Origin of the sequence: Psychrobacillus sp. FSL K6-4046, assembly GCF_038624605.1 — a bacterium.
Taxonomy (GTDB): Bacteria; Bacillota; Bacilli; order Bacillales_A; family Planococcaceae; genus Psychrobacillus.
On record NZ_CP152020.1, the window covers coordinates 1,740,103 to 1,758,478 of the forward strand.

14 protein-coding genes, 1 pseudogene and 1 other annotated feature are annotated in these 18,376 nt (G+C 35.4%); of the genes and pseudogenes, 12 read left to right on the plus strand and 3 right to left on the minus strand.

Going from position 1 to position 18,376, the window contains the following annotated elements; translation table 11 throughout:
- Positions 1-100: 100 nt before the first annotated feature.
- Positions 101-982, minus strand: coding sequence for a LysR family transcriptional regulator (locus MKY09_RS08525; RefSeq protein ID WP_251556920.1), 882 nt, complete (start codon positions 980-982; stop codon positions 101-103).
- Between the two features lie 103 nt (positions 983-1,085).
- On the opposite strand from MKY09_RS08525, the gene MKY09_RS08530 reads away from it, so the two are divergent.
- The 11 genes and pseudogenes from MKY09_RS08530 to MKY09_RS08580 all read left to right on the plus strand — a co-directional run bounded on the left by MKY09_RS08530 (position 1,086) and on the right by MKY09_RS08580 (position 14,591).
- Positions 1,086-2,156: a citrate/2-methylcitrate synthase gene (locus tag MKY09_RS08530; protein WP_342568069.1), complete on the plus strand. Its 1,071-nt coding sequence runs from the start codon at positions 1,086-1,088 to the stop codon at positions 2,154-2,156.
- Positions 2,157-2,377: 221 nt separating this feature from the next.
- Positions 2,378-3,130 carry an SDR family oxidoreductase gene (locus MKY09_RS08535; protein ID WP_342568070.1) on the plus strand — a complete coding sequence of 251 codons (753 nt, stop codon included), beginning with the start codon at positions 2,378-2,380 and terminating at the stop codon, positions 3,128-3,130.
- Between the two features lie 98 nt (positions 3,131-3,228).
- On the plus strand, positions 3,229-4,164 hold the full coding sequence (locus MKY09_RS08540; RefSeq protein ID WP_298472630.1) for a DUF2268 domain-containing putative Zn-dependent protease: 936 nt from the start codon (positions 3,229-3,231) through the stop codon (positions 4,162-4,164).
- Between the two features lie 100 nt (positions 4,165-4,264).
- The gene (locus MKY09_RS08545; protein WP_298472627.1) at positions 4,265-5,134 is read left to right on the plus strand and encodes a serine/threonine protein kinase; all 870 of its coding nucleotides are present in this window, start codon (positions 4,265-4,267) and stop codon (positions 5,132-5,134) included.
- A 430-nt stretch (positions 5,135-5,564) separates the two neighbouring features.
- A complete protein-coding gene (locus MKY09_RS08550) occupies positions 5,565-6,917 on the plus strand; it encodes an amidohydrolase family protein (protein ID WP_342568071.1) in 1,353 nt (450 codons plus the stop codon).
- A 206-nt stretch (positions 6,918-7,123) separates the two neighbouring features.
- Positions 7,124-9,718, plus strand: a complete 2,595-nt coding sequence (locus MKY09_RS08555; RefSeq protein WP_298472623.1) for a cation-translocating P-type ATPase — start codon at positions 7,124-7,126, stop codon at positions 9,716-9,718.
- Positions 9,719-9,762: 44 nt separating this feature from the next.
- Positions 9,763-10,019, plus strand: a binding site (T-box leader).
- 54 nt (positions 10,020-10,073) lie between these two features.
- Entirely contained in the window at positions 10,074-11,771 is a 1,698-nt protein-coding gene (gene metG, locus MKY09_RS08560; RefSeq protein ID WP_298472620.1) for a methionine--tRNA ligase, read from the plus strand.
- 810 nt (positions 11,772-12,581) lie between these two features.
- Positions 12,582-13,049, plus strand: coding sequence for a hypothetical protein (locus MKY09_RS08565; RefSeq protein ID WP_298466545.1), 468 nt, complete (start codon positions 12,582-12,584; stop codon positions 13,047-13,049).
- Positions 13,050-13,201: 152 nt separating this feature from the next.
- The gene (locus MKY09_RS08570; protein WP_298466548.1) at positions 13,202-13,675 is read left to right on the plus strand and encodes a DinB family protein; all 474 of its coding nucleotides are present in this window, start codon (positions 13,202-13,204) and stop codon (positions 13,673-13,675) included.
- A 359-nt stretch (positions 13,676-14,034) separates the two neighbouring features.
- A pseudogene (locus tag MKY09_RS08575) lies at positions 14,035-14,293 on the plus strand (amidase family protein); the annotation flags it as partial.
- Positions 14,294-14,411: 118 nt separating this feature from the next.
- On the plus strand, positions 14,412-14,591 hold the full coding sequence (locus MKY09_RS08580) for a hypothetical protein (protein WP_169358168.1): 180 nt from the start codon (positions 14,412-14,414) through the stop codon (positions 14,589-14,591).
- A gap of 565 nt (positions 14,592-15,156) precedes the next feature.
- On the opposite strand, the gene MKY09_RS08585 is transcribed toward MKY09_RS08580, so the two are convergent.
- Positions 15,157-16,365, minus strand: coding sequence for a hypothetical protein (locus tag MKY09_RS08585; protein WP_342568072.1), 1,209 nt, complete (start codon positions 16,363-16,365; stop codon positions 15,157-15,159).
- 68 nt (positions 16,366-16,433) lie between these two features.
- Positions 16,434-17,156 (minus strand): hypothetical protein, encoded by a 723-nt coding sequence (locus MKY09_RS08590; RefSeq protein ID WP_169358170.1) that lies wholly within the window; start codon positions 17,154-17,156, stop codon positions 16,434-16,436.
- Positions 17,157-17,519: 363 nt separating this feature from the next.
- On the opposite strand from MKY09_RS08590, the gene MKY09_RS08595 reads away from it, so the two are divergent.
- The gene (locus MKY09_RS08595; RefSeq protein ID WP_342568073.1) at positions 17,520-18,350 is read left to right on the plus strand and encodes a DUF2785 domain-containing protein; all 831 of its coding nucleotides are present in this window, start codon (positions 17,520-17,522) and stop codon (positions 18,348-18,350) included.
- Positions 18,351-18,376 lie beyond the last annotated feature (26 nt).

An 18,376-nucleotide genomic window follows, 5' to 3' on the forward strand; every position in this document is an offset into this window, starting at 1 on the left:
CAATAAAACAAAAACGTAAAAAACAGCAACTTTTTTACGTTTTTGTTTTGATTTGAAAGTGAAAGTATGAAGAAAGTTCCTGCTCATACATATGCTTATTTTACCCAAAATAATATTTGGAAATTTGGGATATAAACTCTTCTTCGAGCACCCCCTTCTTTTTAACAATTATAAATGTAGAAACTGTAGGCAGTTCAAACAAATCAAAATGTGGTTGCATCATCTTTCCCTCGATTAATTCTCGTCTCACAATAGAGTGAGGAAGAAAGGATATACCGAGTCCTTCTTGTATAAAGCGTTTAGTTATGTGTGCCTGCGTAACCTTCATCGTTCTTAATCCAACTACATGCTTATTCAGCTTTAATAACAGTTCATCCCAAAACACAGGATGATGGTGTGTAAAAAGATAATTTTTTTGAAGAATATCCTTAATATCTATTGGGGGTCCATTTTCTTCATCAAAACCATCGTATGGCATTAAAAATAGAATAGGATCCTCATAAATAGAAATAGATTCTATATTTTTTTTCTGAGAATCAATTGCTGATATTCCTATATTTACTTCACCTGTATCTACTAAATCCTCAATTAGATTGGATTCCTCTACCCGAATATTTATCTCTAAGTCTGGATGACGCTTTAAGAAAGTCTTTAAAAAGTAAGGAAGGATTGTCTCTGCCATAAGCGGAGAAATGGCAATAGTCCATTTTCGTCGATACCCTTGTGCGAATGCACGTACATTGTTGACGCTATGATCTGTTTGTTGGACAAGCCGCATAGCTTCTGGAAGAAAAAATTTACCAGCGTCTGAAAGAGAAACACGATTGTTTACTCGATCGAAAAGAGGGGTACCTAAATATTCTTCAAGCAATTTAATATGGACAGTTACACTAGGCTGAGAAACCATTAATTTTTCAGAGGCTTTTCGAAAGTTTAATGTTTCTGCTGCTACACAAAATGTTTTTAACCAATGGTATTCCATATATACACCCACTCAATTAATTTTTTTAATTAATATAATTATATATATTTAATTTTTGTTATCAATGTTTTGAAATATAATAAAGAAAAAGGAGGCGTTTCGTATGTTTCAAAAGGGACTAAAGGATGTAGTTGCCGTTCATACAAAAATTGCATCAGTTGACGGGGAGAAGGGTGAGCTTAGATACCGAGGTGTGAAGGTAGATGAGCTTATAAATGAAGGGACATTTGAAGATATCGCAAGCTTTTTATGGTCAGGGGAAAGAGCAAATACAAGTTTGGCATCATTAAAAGAATATAGAGTGTTACCAAATGATATAATCGCCATTATTGATGCTCTTCCAAGCGATGTTTCTTTAATGGATGCCATGAGAACAGCAATATCTGCCTTTGCACATACAGAATTTAAGGAAAAAACGCTAGAGGAGCAGGCAGTAATTTTAACGGCTGCATTGCCAGTTATTATTGCAAGGCATTACCGAAATCAAAAAGGATTACCGATAGTTGAACCTAAACAAGAGCTTAACCATACAGCAAACTATTTATGGATGTTAAATGGGGCAGTGCCAACAGATGTGCAAGTTGAAGCACTTGAAACTTATTTAAAGCTGACGATGGAGCATGGTTTGAATGCATCGACATTTGCTGCTCGAGTAACTATTTCAACCGAGTCAGACTTAACTGCAGCAGTAACATCAGCATTAGGAACAATGAAGGGACCATTGCATGGTGGTGCGCCTTCTGGAGTAATTTCACTACTCAATGAGTTTAAAAATCCTACAATGATTAGAGATATTGTAAGAGACAAGATTACGAGCGGTGAAAAAATTATGGGCTTTGGTCACCGCATCTATAAAACTGAAGACCCTCGATCTATTTTACTGAGAGATAAATGCCTTAATCTACAAGGGAAAGATCCTTGGCTAGACATAGCGACTATAGCTGAAAAGGAGATTATTGAGTTACTAGCAGAACATAAGCCGGGGCGCAAATTATACACAAATGTAGAATACTATGCTGCAGCGATTATGCGTTCTATTGACATGCCAGCGGAACTATTTACACCAACATTTAGTGCAGCAAGAATGGTTGGATGGACAGCACACGCAATTGAGCAAATTAGAGACAATACTATTTTCCGCCCACAATCAATTTATGTAGGGGAACTAAAATAAGTAAGAAACGTGGAGGTTCTTGACAGCTGTCAGGAACCTTTTTTATTTTGCATAAGAATAAATTAGTAAGTTCTTACAGTAAATAGTATAAAATGCATATTAATTTTGACTATTCTGATATAAAATGATAGGAGACATTTTATAAGAGGGAGGTTATAAATTTGTGAACCTCTTATTTTATTTATAAGTAACTATCTATTTGCTTTATATTCACAAGGGGGATGCAGATGATTAAAAAAATAGCAATAGTAACAGGAGCAAGTAATCATAGAGACATTGGGACTGCTATCTGTCGAAAATTAGCCTCTAAAGGAATGGATATATTCTTTACCTATTGGAAAGCGGAAAGTGAATGGATCCAACAATTTAAACAAGAAATAAACAACTTAGGTGTCCGTTGTGTAGGTATGGATATTGATTTATCTGCAACCGAGGCTTACGCACTTGTCCTTGATGCAGTAGAGAAACAACTAGGTACACCTTCTATCCTAGTTAACAATGCGGCTCATTCCACAAACGATGGATACTTGAATTTGGATAGCAAGACGATAGATGATCATTATGCAGTTAACATGAGAACAGTATTTCTGTTAAGTGTAGAATTTGCCAAGCGCTTCGAAAACAGTGAATTAAGAAGCGGAAGAATTATAAATATGACATCAGGTCAAGAGCTAGGCCCGATGCCCGGCGAGCTTGCCTACGCAGCAACCAAAGCTGCTATAACAGCTTTTACAAAATCATTATCGACTGAAGTTGCACCATTAGGAATAACAGTAAATGCTGTTAATCCAGGACCGACTGATTCTACCTGGATGACGGATGAAATAAGAGAACATCTATTACCGAAATTTCCAATGGGGCGAATCGGTCAACCAAAAGATGTTGCAGAGAGTGTAGCCTTCCTGGCAAGTGATGAAGCGGCTTGGATTACTGGCCAAATTATTCATTCTGAGGGTAGATTTGTACGTGGCTAGTCGTCAAGAAGAATCCAATGTATAGCGTTTAATGGATGGCCCGATAAAATTGTGTTAAAGATCTATTTCATTTTCATCAACTTTACTGGGGGAAATTAATGATTAACTATTGGAGAATGTTTATATTTGTAGTTATCTCTCTTCTTTTGTTTGGATGTAACGAAGATTTGGAAAAACCAGAAATATTGCTGGATGAAAATCCTGTGATTTTAGAGCACAACGGTCAGCAATTTGAATTATACAAATTTTATGATGAATACGAGAACTTTATCGAGAAGGCAGAAAAAGAACCAGATAATATAAAAGTATTATTTCAGCAAGAAGTCATGAAAGCCTTCGGTGAAAGCACAAACCATACAGTTTCTTTATATGAAGAAATATCAGAACCCACAAAGATAGATGAAGTTAGGGAATATCTTACGCAATTGAGAGAACAAGAAGATGATATAGACAGATGGATTAAAGAAGCTCTAGAGGATTCGGGAGACAAGCTCCCAGGAGAAGACAAGAAAGTTTATATATTTCCTTCCTTTAGTGAGGAAGTTTCTTTAAAAGAATTAGAATATGTGAGTGGATTAGCGATAGATAAAGAAGGTTTTATTTTAATGATAAATCCTCTTTTTACAGAGCGCTCTCTAAAGTATACCGTGGCACATGAATATCATCATACGGTTGCAATGGAAAGTGGCCGTGCTAAGACCTTGCTAGAGCGAAGTGTGTTGGAGGGAAAGGCAGATACGTTTGCAAAAATCATTTATCCAGAAATGGAACCAGCTTGGCTACAGCCTCTTTCCGGTTATTATAAGGAGCATGGGTGGGAGGTTTTCATGGAAAACTTGAACTCCGAGGAATCAGAAATATGGAATTTCCTTTTCATTGGTAATCATTTTAAAGGGATAGCTAAATGGACTAATTACAAGATTGGTTATGAGATTATGCAAAACTTTTTGAAAGAAAACCGTGACGTTTCAATAGGGGAATGGACCAAAATGTCAGCACAAGACATACTAGCTAAGAGTCAATATACGGACTAAAGAGAGCGTAGGAGATTACCATGAATTTACTTTCTCAACTTACAAATCCGAGAACTTTTTAAAAACGTGAATTTGAATTTCTTATGGAAGGAGAACGAAAATGAGATATGCACAATCATTAGTGTTAGACGGTGTGTCCTTTCAGTTAAAAGAACATCATGATTTTAAATGGCTGAACGATTTTGGAGAGGTTTTTTGTGTCTTTGATCGGCAAGATTCAGGTAATATCTCATTTGGTGTACAGAAGGGGAATGTGAAAAGGTTTATAAAATATGCTGGTGCTCAAACTATAAACTATGCGGGAGATCCTAAAGAAGCCATTAAAAAACTCAAAAATGCAAAGGATGTGTATAAAGAGTTAGAACATCCTTACCTAGTTAAACTAGTGGATCATTTAGAGCTCCGGGAAGGGTTTGTACTAGTATTCGAATGGTTTGATGGATTAAATATACAAAAAAATGTTGAACTAAATTCTGCTTGTCAGAGATTTAAAAAACTTCCACTTGAATTACGCTTACAATCTCTTTCAACTATTTTTGAATTTCACGTTCATGTAGAAAAAAATAATTATGTAGCGATAGACTTTTACGATGGAAGCATCTTATATGACTTTAAACAAAATATAACTAAAATATGTGACGTGGATCTATACCAAGTAAAACCGTTTTATAACCAAGTAGGAAGGCTTTGGGGCTCTTCCAGGTTTATGTCACCAGAAGAGTTTACCATTGCATCCGAAATTGATGGTCAATCCAATGTTTTCAATATGGGAGCCATGGCATTCGCTTTAGTTGGTGGAGCTCTTGACCGTTCCTATGATACGTGGGAAGCAGGGAGAGAATTATATCAGGTCGCTAAGAAAGCAGTGGAAAAGAATAGAAATAATCGTTATGCATCAGTAATAGATTTCTATACGGAATGGAAGTTTTACGTAGAGGAATATGGTACTGATCCTCCCCAAAAAGTGTAATAGCTGTAACCTGGATTTAAAAGTATAGAGCGTGCCTCTTGCATAGTTACTGCAAGAGGCATTTTTGTTTACACTTTTTCCGTATGATAGAAATGAATCAGTTTCTAGAAAATTATATTTTTGTATCTAAAAGGAATAAGAACTAGCTAGATAGAATAATAAAAGTAGCTTATGCTCATCCAATTAACTTTCTAGGTTAGTTAATGCATAACTTCTAAAAAAGAATATTTGATTAGCAAACTATTTAATGAAATTAATGAGATTATAAACAAAAAAGAGTCTTTGTAACTGAAGCAAACACCGTGTTTGAAAAAGAGAGAAATCGGGGAAATAGAAAGATGAGACCTTTTGAAACATAAGAAAAAATCAAAGATAATTATCACAACTATTTTATATCTTACCTATACCTGGGAGAAAAGGACAGAGCGCCATGGAGAATGCAGTATTATTATTAAAAAATGTTAATGTAGTAGATGTAATTACTGGGAAAATTACTTATTCACATCTTCTTATCCAAAATGGCTATATTACTAGAATTTTTTCTGCCCACAAGCAGATTGGTAATATTCATAAAAAAGCGGTTATTTATGATTTGAAAAGAAAGTATGTAATACCAGGTTTAATTGATATGCACGTACATATGAAAAAGGATTATGCTCCTATTTTTACTGCAGCGGGCGTTACAACCGTTCGTAATACGGGCGGAAATGTTGGTGAATTAGAAAACCTAATACATGCGAATGACGGTGCACCAACACCAAGAGTTATTTCCTCAGATAGAATTATCGATGGACCACCTGGGTTGTGGGGTGAAAATAGTCCATGGAACATAAATGTAAATGATGCACAGAGTGCTAGAGCAGAGGTTAAAAGGCAGGTTGAAGCTGGTGCTGATTTCATTAAGGTGTATGGGTGGTTATCGAAAGAAATAATGGAAGTAGTCGTCGATGAAGCAAAAAAACATCAGAGAGAAGTCAGTTGTGATTTAATACATTCCGTAGATGTAACTGCAACGGATGCTGCTAAAATGGGTATTAAATGGAACGAGCATGCTTCAGGTATTTTAAAAGATCTTTTCCCAGAATGGACCATGCAAGCAAATGAAGACGTATGGAAGGATATTGACTGGGAGAATCCTGATGAGAAAAAGATTAGAGATGTTTGTAAAGTATTGGTGGAATATAATGTTGTGCTTTGTCCGACAATGGTTTTGTATGACCAAGCCAATTTAATGCGGAATTACTGGTATTCTGAAGAAAAGATAATGGACAAAATTAAAGAGAATTCGGTGTTAATGCAGCATTGGAGACGCTTTATTGAAAATACAAGTTCATTGAGTATATTAGGAATGCAACATACCTTTAACAAAGCTATTACCAAAGCTTATTTTGACTTAGGGGGCCTAGTGGTAGCTGGTACTGATACTCCTGCTGGTATTTTCACATTTCCTGGTATGGCGCTTCACAGAGAGCTAGAGCTATTCGTTAAAAATGGTCTATCTGAAATAGATGCGATAAGGACAGCTACAATAAATGCAGCAGATGCTCTTAATAGACAAGATATAGGAGTCATTCAAGAAGGAACAATTGCGGATATGGTAGTACTAGAAAAAAATCCTTTAAAAGACATACGTTGCACAAAAGAAATTCATAGTATTATTAAGGGAGGGACTGTATATACGCAAGATGAATTACTTGAAAAAGTTCCTGTGGAGGAGAATATTAAAAAATCTGTAGAGGAATTTATGAATAGTTTTCTAGATACCAATTACAAATCAGGCTAATCAAAAATAATAAGATAGAATCTTTGACAGGAGCGGCAATTACTAAAGCCTCTCCTGTTTTTATATGCATTAAAATCTCGTAAACTCGCATCATAATTGAAATCTATAATTTTTTGTGTACTAATCTCTTAAATTCACACATATATTCATATCTAAGTGATTTATTGGTATGTAATTATTTTAACTAATGAGTTTGGGGGAATCTAATGAATATCACAGCATACTACCAAAAATCAGTTCAAGAAGTGATGAAAGAGTTTGACGTTACTCAACAAGGGTTATCAGATTATGAAGTACGACAAAGACATAAAGAGAATGGCTTCAATGAATTAGAGGAAGGTAAAAGGAAAAATGCCATACAAGTATTTTTAGAGCAGTTTAATGATTTTCTAGTCATCATTTTAATAGTTGCTGCTGCTATTTCTGCTTTTTTAGGAGAATTAGAAAGTTCAATAGTTATTGTAATAGTAATTGTATTAAATGCAGTTTTAGGGACGGTACAACATATTAAAGCGGAAAAATCATTAGATAGCTTAAAAGAAATGGCCGCTCCTATAGCTAAGGTGCTGAGGAATGGAGAAGTTATAAAAATTCCATCCCGAGAGGTAGTGGTGGGAGACGTTCTCTATTTAGAAGTGGGAGATTATATTTGTGCAGATGGAAGAATGATGGAAAGCTATAGATTACAAGTAAATGAGAGTTCATTGACAGGTGAATCCGAAGCAATAGACAAAATTGAAGCTTTAATTGATAAAGAGGAGCTAGCAATTGGTGATAAGCGTAATATGGTCTTTTCAGGAAGTTTTGTTACGAATGGTAGAGGACGAGCTATAGTAACGTCCATTGGTATGGCGACTGAAATAGGCAAAATAGCTAATCTGTTACAAAATGCAAAAGAAAAGAAAACCCCCTTACAAATGAATTTGGATCACTTTGGAAAGAGATTGGCTATTGGCATTATCATTATATGCCTAATTATTTTGGGACTAGACATTCTTAGAGGCCGAGAGCTAGTAGATTCTTTCATGTTTGCGGTATCCTTAGCGGTAGCTGCTATTCCGGAAGCACTAAGTTCAATCGTCACCATAGTACTTGCATTTGGTACACAGAAAATGGCAAAAGAAAATGCTATTATTCGAAAATTACGAGCAGCTGAAAGTTTAGGGAGTATCTCTGTCATTTGCACTGACAAAACTGGAACGCTTACACAAAATAAAATGACAGTCCAGCATATGTACGTAAATGAGCAAACTCTAAAAGCTGACAGAGCTAATATCAACAACGCACTCCATAAAAATTTAATGAGCATGGCGTTGCTTTGTAATGATTCGATAAGTACTGAAGAAAAAGAAATTGGAGATCCAACAGAAATTGCCCTTTTGAATTGGAGTAAACTGTATAATTTTGATGAAGGGAACGTACGCCAACAATATTTCCGTGTAGGAGAAATGCCATTTGATTCTAATCGCAAGCTAATGAGTACGATTCATCGAATAAATAATCGATATATGATGATTACAAAAGGAGCAGTGGATGAGCTATTATCCCGAATAGTAAGAATGGAAACATCTACAGGCATTTCACCTATTAACATTGGGCAAATCGAAAGGATAAAACAAGCAAACCACCATTTTTCAAGCCAAGGTCTAAGAATCCTTGCGTTTGCTTATAAAGAAGTAGATTCCCCGATAGTAAACATGGAAATGGAGCAGGATCTCACGTTCATTGGATTAGTAGCTATGGTGGATCCCTTAAGACCAGAAACTAAACAAGCGGTAGAAGATTGTATTGCTGCAGGTATTAAGCCTGTTATGATTACTGGAGATCATAAGACTACCGCCACTGCTATAGCGAAAGAAATAGGGATAGTAGAAGGTCCTGATGAAGTGATGGAAGGGAAGGAAATAGAAAAATTATCGGATATAGAATTACAAGACATAGTCGAGAATGTCTCTGTATATGCACGAGTATCGCCTGAGCATAAAATTCGTATAGTAGAAGCTTGGCAAGAAAAAGGTCACGTTGTAGCGATGACTGGTGACGGTGTAAATGATGGTCCAGCATTGAAGCAAGCGGACATAGGGGTTGCAATGGGCATTACAGGTACAGAAGTTGCAAAGGATGCCTCTGCTATGATCTTGACTGATGATAATTTTTCAACCATAGTCAAAGCAGTTTCCAATGGGCGAAGTATTTACACGAACATTACCAATTCCATTATGTTTTTGCTATCTGGTAACACTGGGGCTATCCTAGTTGTACTTTATGCAACCATTCTTGCTTTACCTGCTCCCTTTTTACCGGTTCATCTATTATTTATAAACTTGCTGACGGATAGTTTACCTGCCATTGCAATTGGTTTAGAGCCACACAATAAAAAAGTAATGAAAGAAAAGCCAAGGGACATTAAGGAACCGCTTCTTAATAAGAAGTTTGCTATACAGGTTGGATTGGAAGGCTTCCTCATCGCAGCAGTAACAATTATCGCCTTTCAAATAGGTTTGGCGACTGGCGATACAATGGTCGCGACTACTATGGCGTTTGCAACCTTATGCTTGTCACGATTATTTCATGGCTTCAATTGCCGATCAAAAGAGTCCATATTTAAAATTGGATTGTTTTCGAATATAACTGTTTGGATAGCTTTTCTAATTGGTGTCATTCTTTTGAACCTAGTTTTGATATTCGAGCTGTTTGATGTTGCCGCAATTAGTCGCTCTCAACTAGCGATGATCTATGGATTGGCTTTCGTACCATTTATAGTTATTCAAATAGATAGATTTTTCCTTGCTAAAAAATAAATATTGATTTATGAGTGGAACATTTTGTATAATTCTAATAATATAAAAAGGCGTTGAAGAGGAAAAGTAGAGTGATGATGTTATATAGAGAGCTTCTGGTGGTGGAAATGAGGCAAGCTAGTCATTCGAACATGATCTCGGAGCTTCGTACTGAACGTTAAACAACTAGTAGGATACGACAAGAGTTGGCACTTGTTACCCATGTCAAAGTATAAAGGCTTTTTGCTATGTACTTATGGAGTCAAATGGTGTGAACCATTTGAGTATTAAGGTGGTACCACGAGATAACCTCGTCCTTATCGAAATTTCGATATGGATGAGGTTTTTTATTTTGGCTGAAGATATTTAAAACTTATTGGCTAAAAAACTTAATGAAGAAAAGGGGAGAATTAAAATGAACATTTTTATCGGAGGGGCATGGCCATATGCTAATGGATCCTTACATTTGGGTCACATTGCTGCCTTATTACCAGGCGACATTTTGGCGAGATATTATAGACAAAAGGGAGAGGAAGTATTGTATGTCTCTGGTAGCGACTGTAACGGTACTCCCATATCCATACGTGCTAATTCTGAAGGCGTTACAACGAAAGAAATAGCGGATAGATATCATAACGAGTTTAAAGAAACCTTTAATCGTCTGGGCTTTAGTTATGATATGTATACACGAACTGATAGTGATCATCATCATAAAGTGGTTAGGCAAATCTTTTTAGAGCTATGGAAGAATGGTTATATTTACGAAAAGGAAATTGAGCAAATCTATTGTGAGTCAGATAATCAGTTTTTACCTGACAGGTATGTGGAGGGGAGTTGCCCAAATTGCGGAAGCCGCGCAAGAGGGGACCAGTGTGATGCCTGCTCATTGATTTTAGACCCTATGGACTTAACGAATAGAAGCTGCAAGCTATGTGGAAATGAGCCGACAGTTAAAGCTACAAAGCATTTATATTTTCAACTAAGCAGCTTTCAGGAGCAGCTAGAGAATTATCTTACGTCTGCAAAAGCAAATCATGCGTGGCGAGAAAATGCAGTTCACCTGACCGAGCGATATTTAAATGAAGGCCTTCGAGATCGAGCGGCTTCAAGGGATCTGCCAAATGGGGTAAGTATACCTATCGAAGGATACGAGGAAAAGAAAGTGTATGTATGGATAGAGGCTGTTTCCGGTTATTACTCAGCGAGTAAGGAATGGGCGACTCTTAACCAAACGGATGAAAAAGAATTTTGGAATGAACAAACCATTTCCTATTATGTACATGGTAAAGATAACATCCCATTCCATACTGTTATATGGCCAGCGATACTTAAAGGTATTCGTCAAGAAACACTTCCAACTCATATCATTTCCAACGAGTATTTAACGTTGGAAAAGAGAAAATTTTCGACTAGTCAAAAATGGGCAGTATGGGCTCCTTATTTTGTAGAGAAATATCATCCTGACTCCTTAAGATACTTTCTAACAAGCAATGCCCCCGAAAATAGAGACTCTGATTTTTCGTGGAGAGAATTTATTCACAGCCATAATGGGGAGCTACTCGGAGCATATGGAAACTTTATCAATCGCACATTAAAATTCATTGAAAAGTCCTTTGAAGGAACAATTCCTGATCGAGCAATAAATACAGAAATAGAAGAATCCACTTTAAACTTATACAGTGTGGTTGGTCAATTAATCGAAGGGGGTCATTTTAAATTAGCAATAGATTCTATCTTTTCATATATTCGTGAAGCGAATAGATTTTTTGACGTGCAAAAGCCGTGGATACAAGTAAAGGAAGATAGGGAAAGCTGCCTGGATACACTGGCAAGTTGCGTTTATATCATTGGAAATGTTGCTCAACTATTATCACCGTTCCTTCCTTTCTCAAGTGAGGAAGTACGAAAAATATTAAAATTAGAAGAATTTCATTGGAAGCCAATAAAAGTAAAAGTAGATAACATAAGCAATATACAACCACTATTTGCAAGAATAGATCCTAGTACAATTCAAGAGGAAATTGATTATCTGGAAAAACAGTTAAAAAATGTATATGATAAAGGGTTGGGTTAATTTATGTGCAAAGAAATCTTAAATCAGAGAGTAGAATTGATTTCCGCGCCAGCCGGACGCTTTCCTCGGGATGAGCGATAAGCCATCACCCATCGCTTACGCGCGTGGTTGTGATGTCTTATCTGTCTCCCTCATCCCGTAGGAGTCGCCGTCTGGCGCTCCAATCAATAAATGGAACAGCTTTATCATCGAAACTATCACCAACCCAATTTCGTCATCTATTTAAAATTTTAATAGTAATCTGAATGTCCTTTTTATAATATTTACAGTCACTAAGTCACTATAATAAACAATTGTTAGTCAAAATCAACCATTAATTTTAACAAAGTTTAAAAAAATTTAGATACACTAGAAGAAAGGTTTATTTCATATAAGGCAGTCTCCATCTTTTTTTATATGAATATTATGTTAAAATAAAAGGCCATGTTAAAGGCTAGGTTTGATTTATGATGTGTTCTAAGTCGGCAAGTAGATTTGATTTTCGCGCCAACCGGATGCTTTTCGTGGGGTGAGCGATAAGCCATCACCCATCGCTTTCGCGCGTGGTTGTGATGGCTTATCTGTCTCACTCATCCCACTGGAGTCGCCGTCTGGCGCTCCAATCAATAAATGGAGACCGGCTGCATATTTCTATTTATTCACTCCTATAAACAAAGCCGTAAAATGACTCCAACACACTTTAAAAATTATTAGAGCAGTCATTTCAATTGTAAAGTCGGAATCAAAAGAACAATAACTTTTACATAGCTAAATAAAAAAATAATTAATTTATAGTAGTTTTTTCCATTTCCTTAAAATAGGGAGGTTAATATGAAGAAACCAGGTTCAATTCTGTTGTTATTATTATTTATACTGATGTTAACAGGGTGTAATTACGTAGAAGAAAAGAAAGCTGAAAATATTATTCAAAATTATTATCAAGCAATAATAGATGAGGATTATGAGAAAGCATTTAAACAATTACATTTATATGATACAGAAGAGGGTAAGTTAGCTGGTAAAACTGACTTATCCGAACAGGAAGCAAAAGCTATATATTTAGAAAAAATCAATCTCTTGGAAGAACAAAAGTATAAACTGAAAGACTTTGAAATTGTAGAGATCGAGTACGAAGACGGGCACTCATTCTGGCACCATATCAAGCTTGAAGTAGAGCAGGATGGAGAAAAAAGTGAATGGAATGAAGTTGCTTACATTGTTAAAGGAAAGTTATTGATCGGTGAAAAAGATGACCCATATGCAAAGTATCGAGATGGGAAAATGGTTTTTGAAGAATAGAAATAACCTGTTGGAAATACATATTCCAGCTAAGTTAAATGATGATACTTTATTTATATCTTGAATCTGAATTCATTTTTAGTAAGTCCTTTTACTTGAAGAAGACGGCTTATAAATTAAAATGAAAATAGATATAACTAGGAGGTATTCATATGTATCGTAAAACAGAAGATTTTATACAAGAATGGGCGATGTCAGCTGATGGTACAGTTAACGTTTTTAAAGCAATGACAGATGATAAGCTGAACCAAGCAATTGCAGAAAACCATAATACACTAGGATGGTTAGCTTGGCATTTAACGACAGCACCCATTTTTCTAGCTAAGCTAGCAAAAATTGACCTACCATCTGTTGGGAACCCTAAGGAAGTACCTGGATCAGTTGACACAATTGTCTCTTCTTATGAAACAATGGCAGATGCTTTTAAAGAGGCTGCAGCATCTCTAACGGATGCAGATTTGGTAGAGCAAGTACCTGCGTTTGGCACTTCTATTCCACGTGGTCAAATATTACGAAAAATCATAGATCATCAAACACATCATCGTGGTCAAATGACCGTTTTACTTCGCCAAGCAGGATTAGAGGTACCCGGAGTTATGGGACCTACAAAAGAACAACAGATGTAAAGAAGCCACCTTCATTTTAAAAATGAAGGTGTTTTTTTGAGAGAATATATAGAGAGAAAACAGAAACCAGCCAGTTTAAGGTTGGTTATGAAAATGTGTTATAGGAAACCGCTAAATCTTCTTGGGGAATATATTTTATATATCTAAAATTTTTAATGTACTGTTAATATAAGTGTTAAAGTTAGAGTAAATTATGAAGTCTAAATGATGTCGTAATTATAGTATTTACTCAAACATTACTTTCTAAGGGAACTTTTAAATTGAGTATAAAGTTCAACCCCTTTTTAAAAGAAGAGTTAACAGTTGAACACCTGCACTTTGCTTTACTCAAAGAAGACATAACTTTATAAGAATTAGTTATGTTTTATATGGATAGAATTGCAAAGTTTGATAAGAATGGTCCTAATCTTAATGTAATTATCGAGATAAATCCTCATGCTTTATTTATAGCAGAGGCTTTGCACTATGAAAGAAAGAAAGAAACAAGGCGTGAGAGGGTTATTACATGGGATTCCTGTTCTACTTAAAGATAATATTGAAACAAATGATTCTATGCATACAAGCGCTGGGTCACTTGCGCTAGAAAGCTACATTAGTAATCAAGATGCTTTCTTAGTTGATAAAGCTTCATCAATCAATGAATTTTTTGGAAATAAATTCTAATAAATAGCGTATCATAGGCATATGTAGTTCAATTAAGTTTAATAGTAGAACAAAAAGAAAGGAGTAGGATATTTTGTATCAAATTGCACAATTAGGAGTTTTATATAATCCAATACTAGCTGTAATTATTTGTGTAAACCTAGTTTCTATCTTGCATAAAGTTAGAGACAACGAGGATACTTCTGTCAATACAATTGTAATAAGTGTATGTTCAGCGATTATCCTATTTTCAATTACGGCATTAGCTGAATAGCGATTTACCAATCAAACACAAAAAAATTCTTTACATGGATTGTAGCTACATGAGGCGATTTAAGTATGAATGTGGAGACAAATAAAACCATCACCCCACGGAAAGCGGAAATCAACTCTACTTTATTATAAAAGCTTTGTTAAAGTTATTGGTTGATTTTGACTAACAACTCTTTTTTATAGTAACTGTAAACATAAAAAAAGAACGTTCAAATCGCTATTAATACCATAAATAGATGATGAAATTGGGGTTGGTGACACTTTTCAACTTTGTTTATGGAAATAAATTTATTAGCACTTATCGATACATTAAAGCTGTTCCCATTTATTGATTGGAGCACCAGACGGCGACTCCTACGGGATGAGTGAGACTTGGAAAGCGGTAACTCCTAGGTGATAAGCGCGTGGGAGAGGCTACAGGCTAAGGCAACGTGCCCCCAGGAAAGCGTTCGCTGAAGCGGAGAACAACGATGATGAAGTAGTAAAAAAGCCCTGAAAATTTTACTGTTTGTAAAATTTTCAGGGCTTTTGAACTTCTAAGATGCGTGTTGGCACAGTGCTGTAATTTATTCCGTATCGAATACCTTTAAATCATAAGAGTAAATACTTTTTCTTTGAACGCTTGATAATAGTTCGGATAAGCCAGTTATATCAAGGCTACTTACACGATTGCCATTGGTTAAATCATATTCCTCTAAATAATATTTTTCTTTCTTATCTTCACTATATCTTAGGACAAAAAGTGAACCATCCTTAAAATAAATTTCTTCATTATTTCTTATTTTAGATTCACTAGCATCTTCTAAAGAGAATTTTAGCTGGATATCTTCTGTATTTGTATCAAAGGTGTAAACTTCCCCTAAGCCATTGATAAAGTACAGAAAGTCATTATATATATAAGCAGAGTTCTTAAAATTATATGGAATGGTTGCCACAAGATCCTTCATATCCTTATATTCGATGAAATCATACGTTTCCTGCTGAAGAGTATCCTTATTGATTCGATAAAGACTGGTCTTCTCGTTGAAGTCATCTATGGCAGATGACAAGATTAAATAATAATATGTTTGATCTGATAAGACAGGGGCTAATGCGTTAAAAAACTCATCCTTTGGTGTATCTACTTTTGATAAATTTTCAACCTCTAAGGAGGTATCAAATGTTACTTCCTTTAAATGGAACTCATTTTTATCTACATCCTGAGTAAGAATATTGACTTTATCACTTTCAACACCAGAGGCTGCGATGTAAAAGGGAATTTTATCTGTTTGAAAATTTTTCTCGTTTCCAAACCGAACATCTGAACGATATCCTTTTCCATCCTGTGCAAATCCACTGTTATAAATGCTAAAGAATATTTCCTCCTCTTGAATATAACCTGAGCGTTCTCCTGTGTACTGGTCAGTTTTCATTGGAAATTCCTTATATTCCTCTCCTACTAGGCGAACCATATCTTTTTCCTCTAAAAAAACGTTGTTGTCATAAACTGCTGTGCTGCCTAACTCCAATCCCTCCATTTTTAATGCTTGAGCTTTACCTGATTTATTAATGAAAACAGCATAACTAAATCCTTCCCCATCTATATCCTGATCAGCCGTAGTAGACAGATAAAGAATTGCCTTCTTGTTATGTAGAAAATTTTCCTTTTCGATATCAGCTTTAGATAGAAGTAAACTGCTATTTGCTTGTGTAGGTGTGAAAAAGAATGTGTATGCGAAATAAACAATAACCCCTAGGCCAATGATTCCGATTAGAGAAACTATATTTTTCTTCATATAAAATTCCCTCCTAAAAGTAAAATGACAATAGGCAGTATTTCGACTGTCCTATTGTCATTTGACTGTTAAATATTCCTTACTAAGGTTGTACCTGGCGCGTCCCGCACATCTCTAGGATATACTCCAAGCCCACCATCATCATCTAAATCTAAGTTACCGTTTAATTTATATGCAGACCAAATTAACTTCGAACAGTTTTTGGCTCCGTTATGTCCAGTAGATCTGTTAGTTGCAAAATTATACGAATAACTCTGGCCTACTTGTGAATAGGCCCAATTAGCAGCATTATTTCTATTAGTTGAAGTGGTGCCCACCGATTTAACTAGAGCACCCGAGCTATCTACCTTTCTAGCAGTGGTAGAAATAGTGCGTACACCAGAAGAAGGAACAGATTCTACTATTGTAGTAGAAGTATAATAAAGTCCGACATGACCATGATCAAGATAGGCTGTTTGAGAAGGGGTGTAGTAGAAGTTACCTTTAGTACTGTTTCCTACACTAACTGTTCCACCACTTGCGCCTTGAGTTTGATTAGACTTTGCTTCAGCCAATCCTTGAGCTTGATCGTTTTTTAACTCTTTATAGATTTGTTCTAAAATCTGTTCTTCCGTTTCTCCAGTGTTTTTTGCAATTTCTTGAACACTGGCCATCATTTCTTCAGTAGAGACATCTGGTTGTAGGGATGAAATTTCATCAAGATACGAGTAGCTGTTGGCAGAGGCACTAGTAAAGGAAGTCGAGACGAGTAACATAGCTGATAACGATAGAGCAGCGAATGGTTTTTTCATAGTACAACTCCTTTTTCATATTTTTCCTACATCTATAATTTTAATCATTTAGTACAAATTTACAATTGGGAAAAAAATTCACAAAAACAAAATTTCCGCTAAACTAATAAAATATTCAGTCTATTAAGTGCTGATTATCTCATTAATTAAATTTCGACTCCTGTCGCTCACATTTCTGTGTGGGCGCAATTAATGCCACCTAAAGCTATTGCTGTTAAGTAGTCGCATAAAATTTTGAATCTTTTATTTAGTTGTAGATTTTAAATACAACTATTTTAAATTGGGAAAATAAATAGCAGTAAAGAAGGAAATGAATTCCTTTATCTAGAAATAAAAAGAGATGGTTAATTAAGGAGGATTAAAATGCAGTTAAAAACAATATTAAGAGAATGGCAAAATGAAAAAGGAGATTTGGATAATTTAGAGGAAGTTATAAAAGAAATGCTTATTAATATAGGCTCAGTGGATGGAGAGCTAAGAGATAGCTTAATTTACTCTACTTTTTACCAGCTTATAGAAAATAACAAATTGTCAGATTCCCTTATGGTAAAAATACTAGAAATTTGTTTATCAGAAGAATATTTATTTAAAGGCATAGGTGAACAGGACACGGATACTGTGTTTACTAGATCCTTCTCATCTCTAGTCATTGCTTTGATTGTAGAAAAGGATAAAACAAAAGAATTTTTAGATAAGCAGCAATTAGAAGAAGTCTATAAAAAAACGACAACATACTTACAATCAGAAAAAGATGTGAGAGGTTATGTAGAAGGGAAGGGCTGGGCTCATAGTATTGCGCATGGCGCAGATCTCTTTGAATCTATTATTAGTCATCCTTCCAACGACATATTACACGCTGAAGAATGGCTAAACGTTATAAAAGCTTGTATTTGGAGGGATACTGTTCTCCAGGACGATGAGGATGAACGATTAATCTTTGCAGTGGAAGCAATGATTGAAAAAGGTTTACCGGAGGAAATGCTTGTAGAGTGGGTACATAACTTTGAGAGTTTATTGGAAGCAAGATTAAAAGAACAGAATCGCATAGTCTTTTACAAATATCGATCTAATGTTATGAACTTCTTAAAATCTCTTTATTTTCGTTTAACATATCTCGATCAAAATATACATACGCAGCATCAAATCAAAAAAACATTGAAAAATTTACATGAAGCTATGTACAAGAGAGAGTAATCACAGGGACAGCAAGGAAAAAGGAG

Coding starts and splice junctions, on each gene's coding strand:
- MKY09_RS08535 (WP_342568070.1), top strand. CDS start 2,378: ATGCAGATGATTAAAAAAATAGCAATAGTAACAGGAGCAAGTAATCAT.
- MKY09_RS08540 (WP_298472630.1), top strand. CDS start 3,229: ATGATTAACTATTGGAGAATGTTTATATTTGTAGTTATCTCTCTTCTT.
- MKY09_RS08550 (WP_342568071.1), top strand. CDS start 5,565: ATGGAGAATGCAGTATTATTATTAAAAAATGTTAATGTAGTAGATGTA.
- MKY09_RS08545 (WP_298472627.1), top strand. CDS start 4,265: ATGAGATATGCACAATCATTAGTGTTAGACGGTGTGTCCTTTCAGTTA.
- MKY09_RS08590 (WP_169358170.1), bottom strand. CDS start 17,156: ATGAAAAAACCATTCGCTGCTCTATCGTTATCAGCTATGTTACTCGTC.
- MKY09_RS08595 (WP_342568073.1), top strand. CDS start 17,520: ATGCAGTTAAAAACAATATTAAGAGAATGGCAAAATGAAAAAGGAGAT.
- MKY09_RS08525 (WP_251556920.1), bottom strand. CDS start 982: ATGGAATACCATTGGTTAAAAACATTTTGTGTAGCAGCAGAAACATTA.
- MKY09_RS08565 (WP_298466545.1), top strand. CDS start 12,582: ATGAAGAAACCAGGTTCAATTCTGTTGTTATTATTATTTATACTGATG.
- MKY09_RS08530 (WP_342568069.1), top strand. CDS start 1,086: ATGTTTCAAAAGGGACTAAAGGATGTAGTTGCCGTTCATACAAAAATT.
- MKY09_RS08585 (WP_342568072.1), bottom strand. CDS start 16,365: ATGAAGAAAAATATAGTTTCTCTAATCGGAATCATTGGCCTAGGGGTT.
- MKY09_RS08570 (WP_298466548.1), top strand. CDS start 13,202: ATGTATCGTAAAACAGAAGATTTTATACAAGAATGGGCGATGTCAGCT.
- MKY09_RS08555 (WP_298472623.1), top strand. CDS start 7,124: ATGAATATCACAGCATACTACCAAAAATCAGTTCAAGAAGTGATGAAA.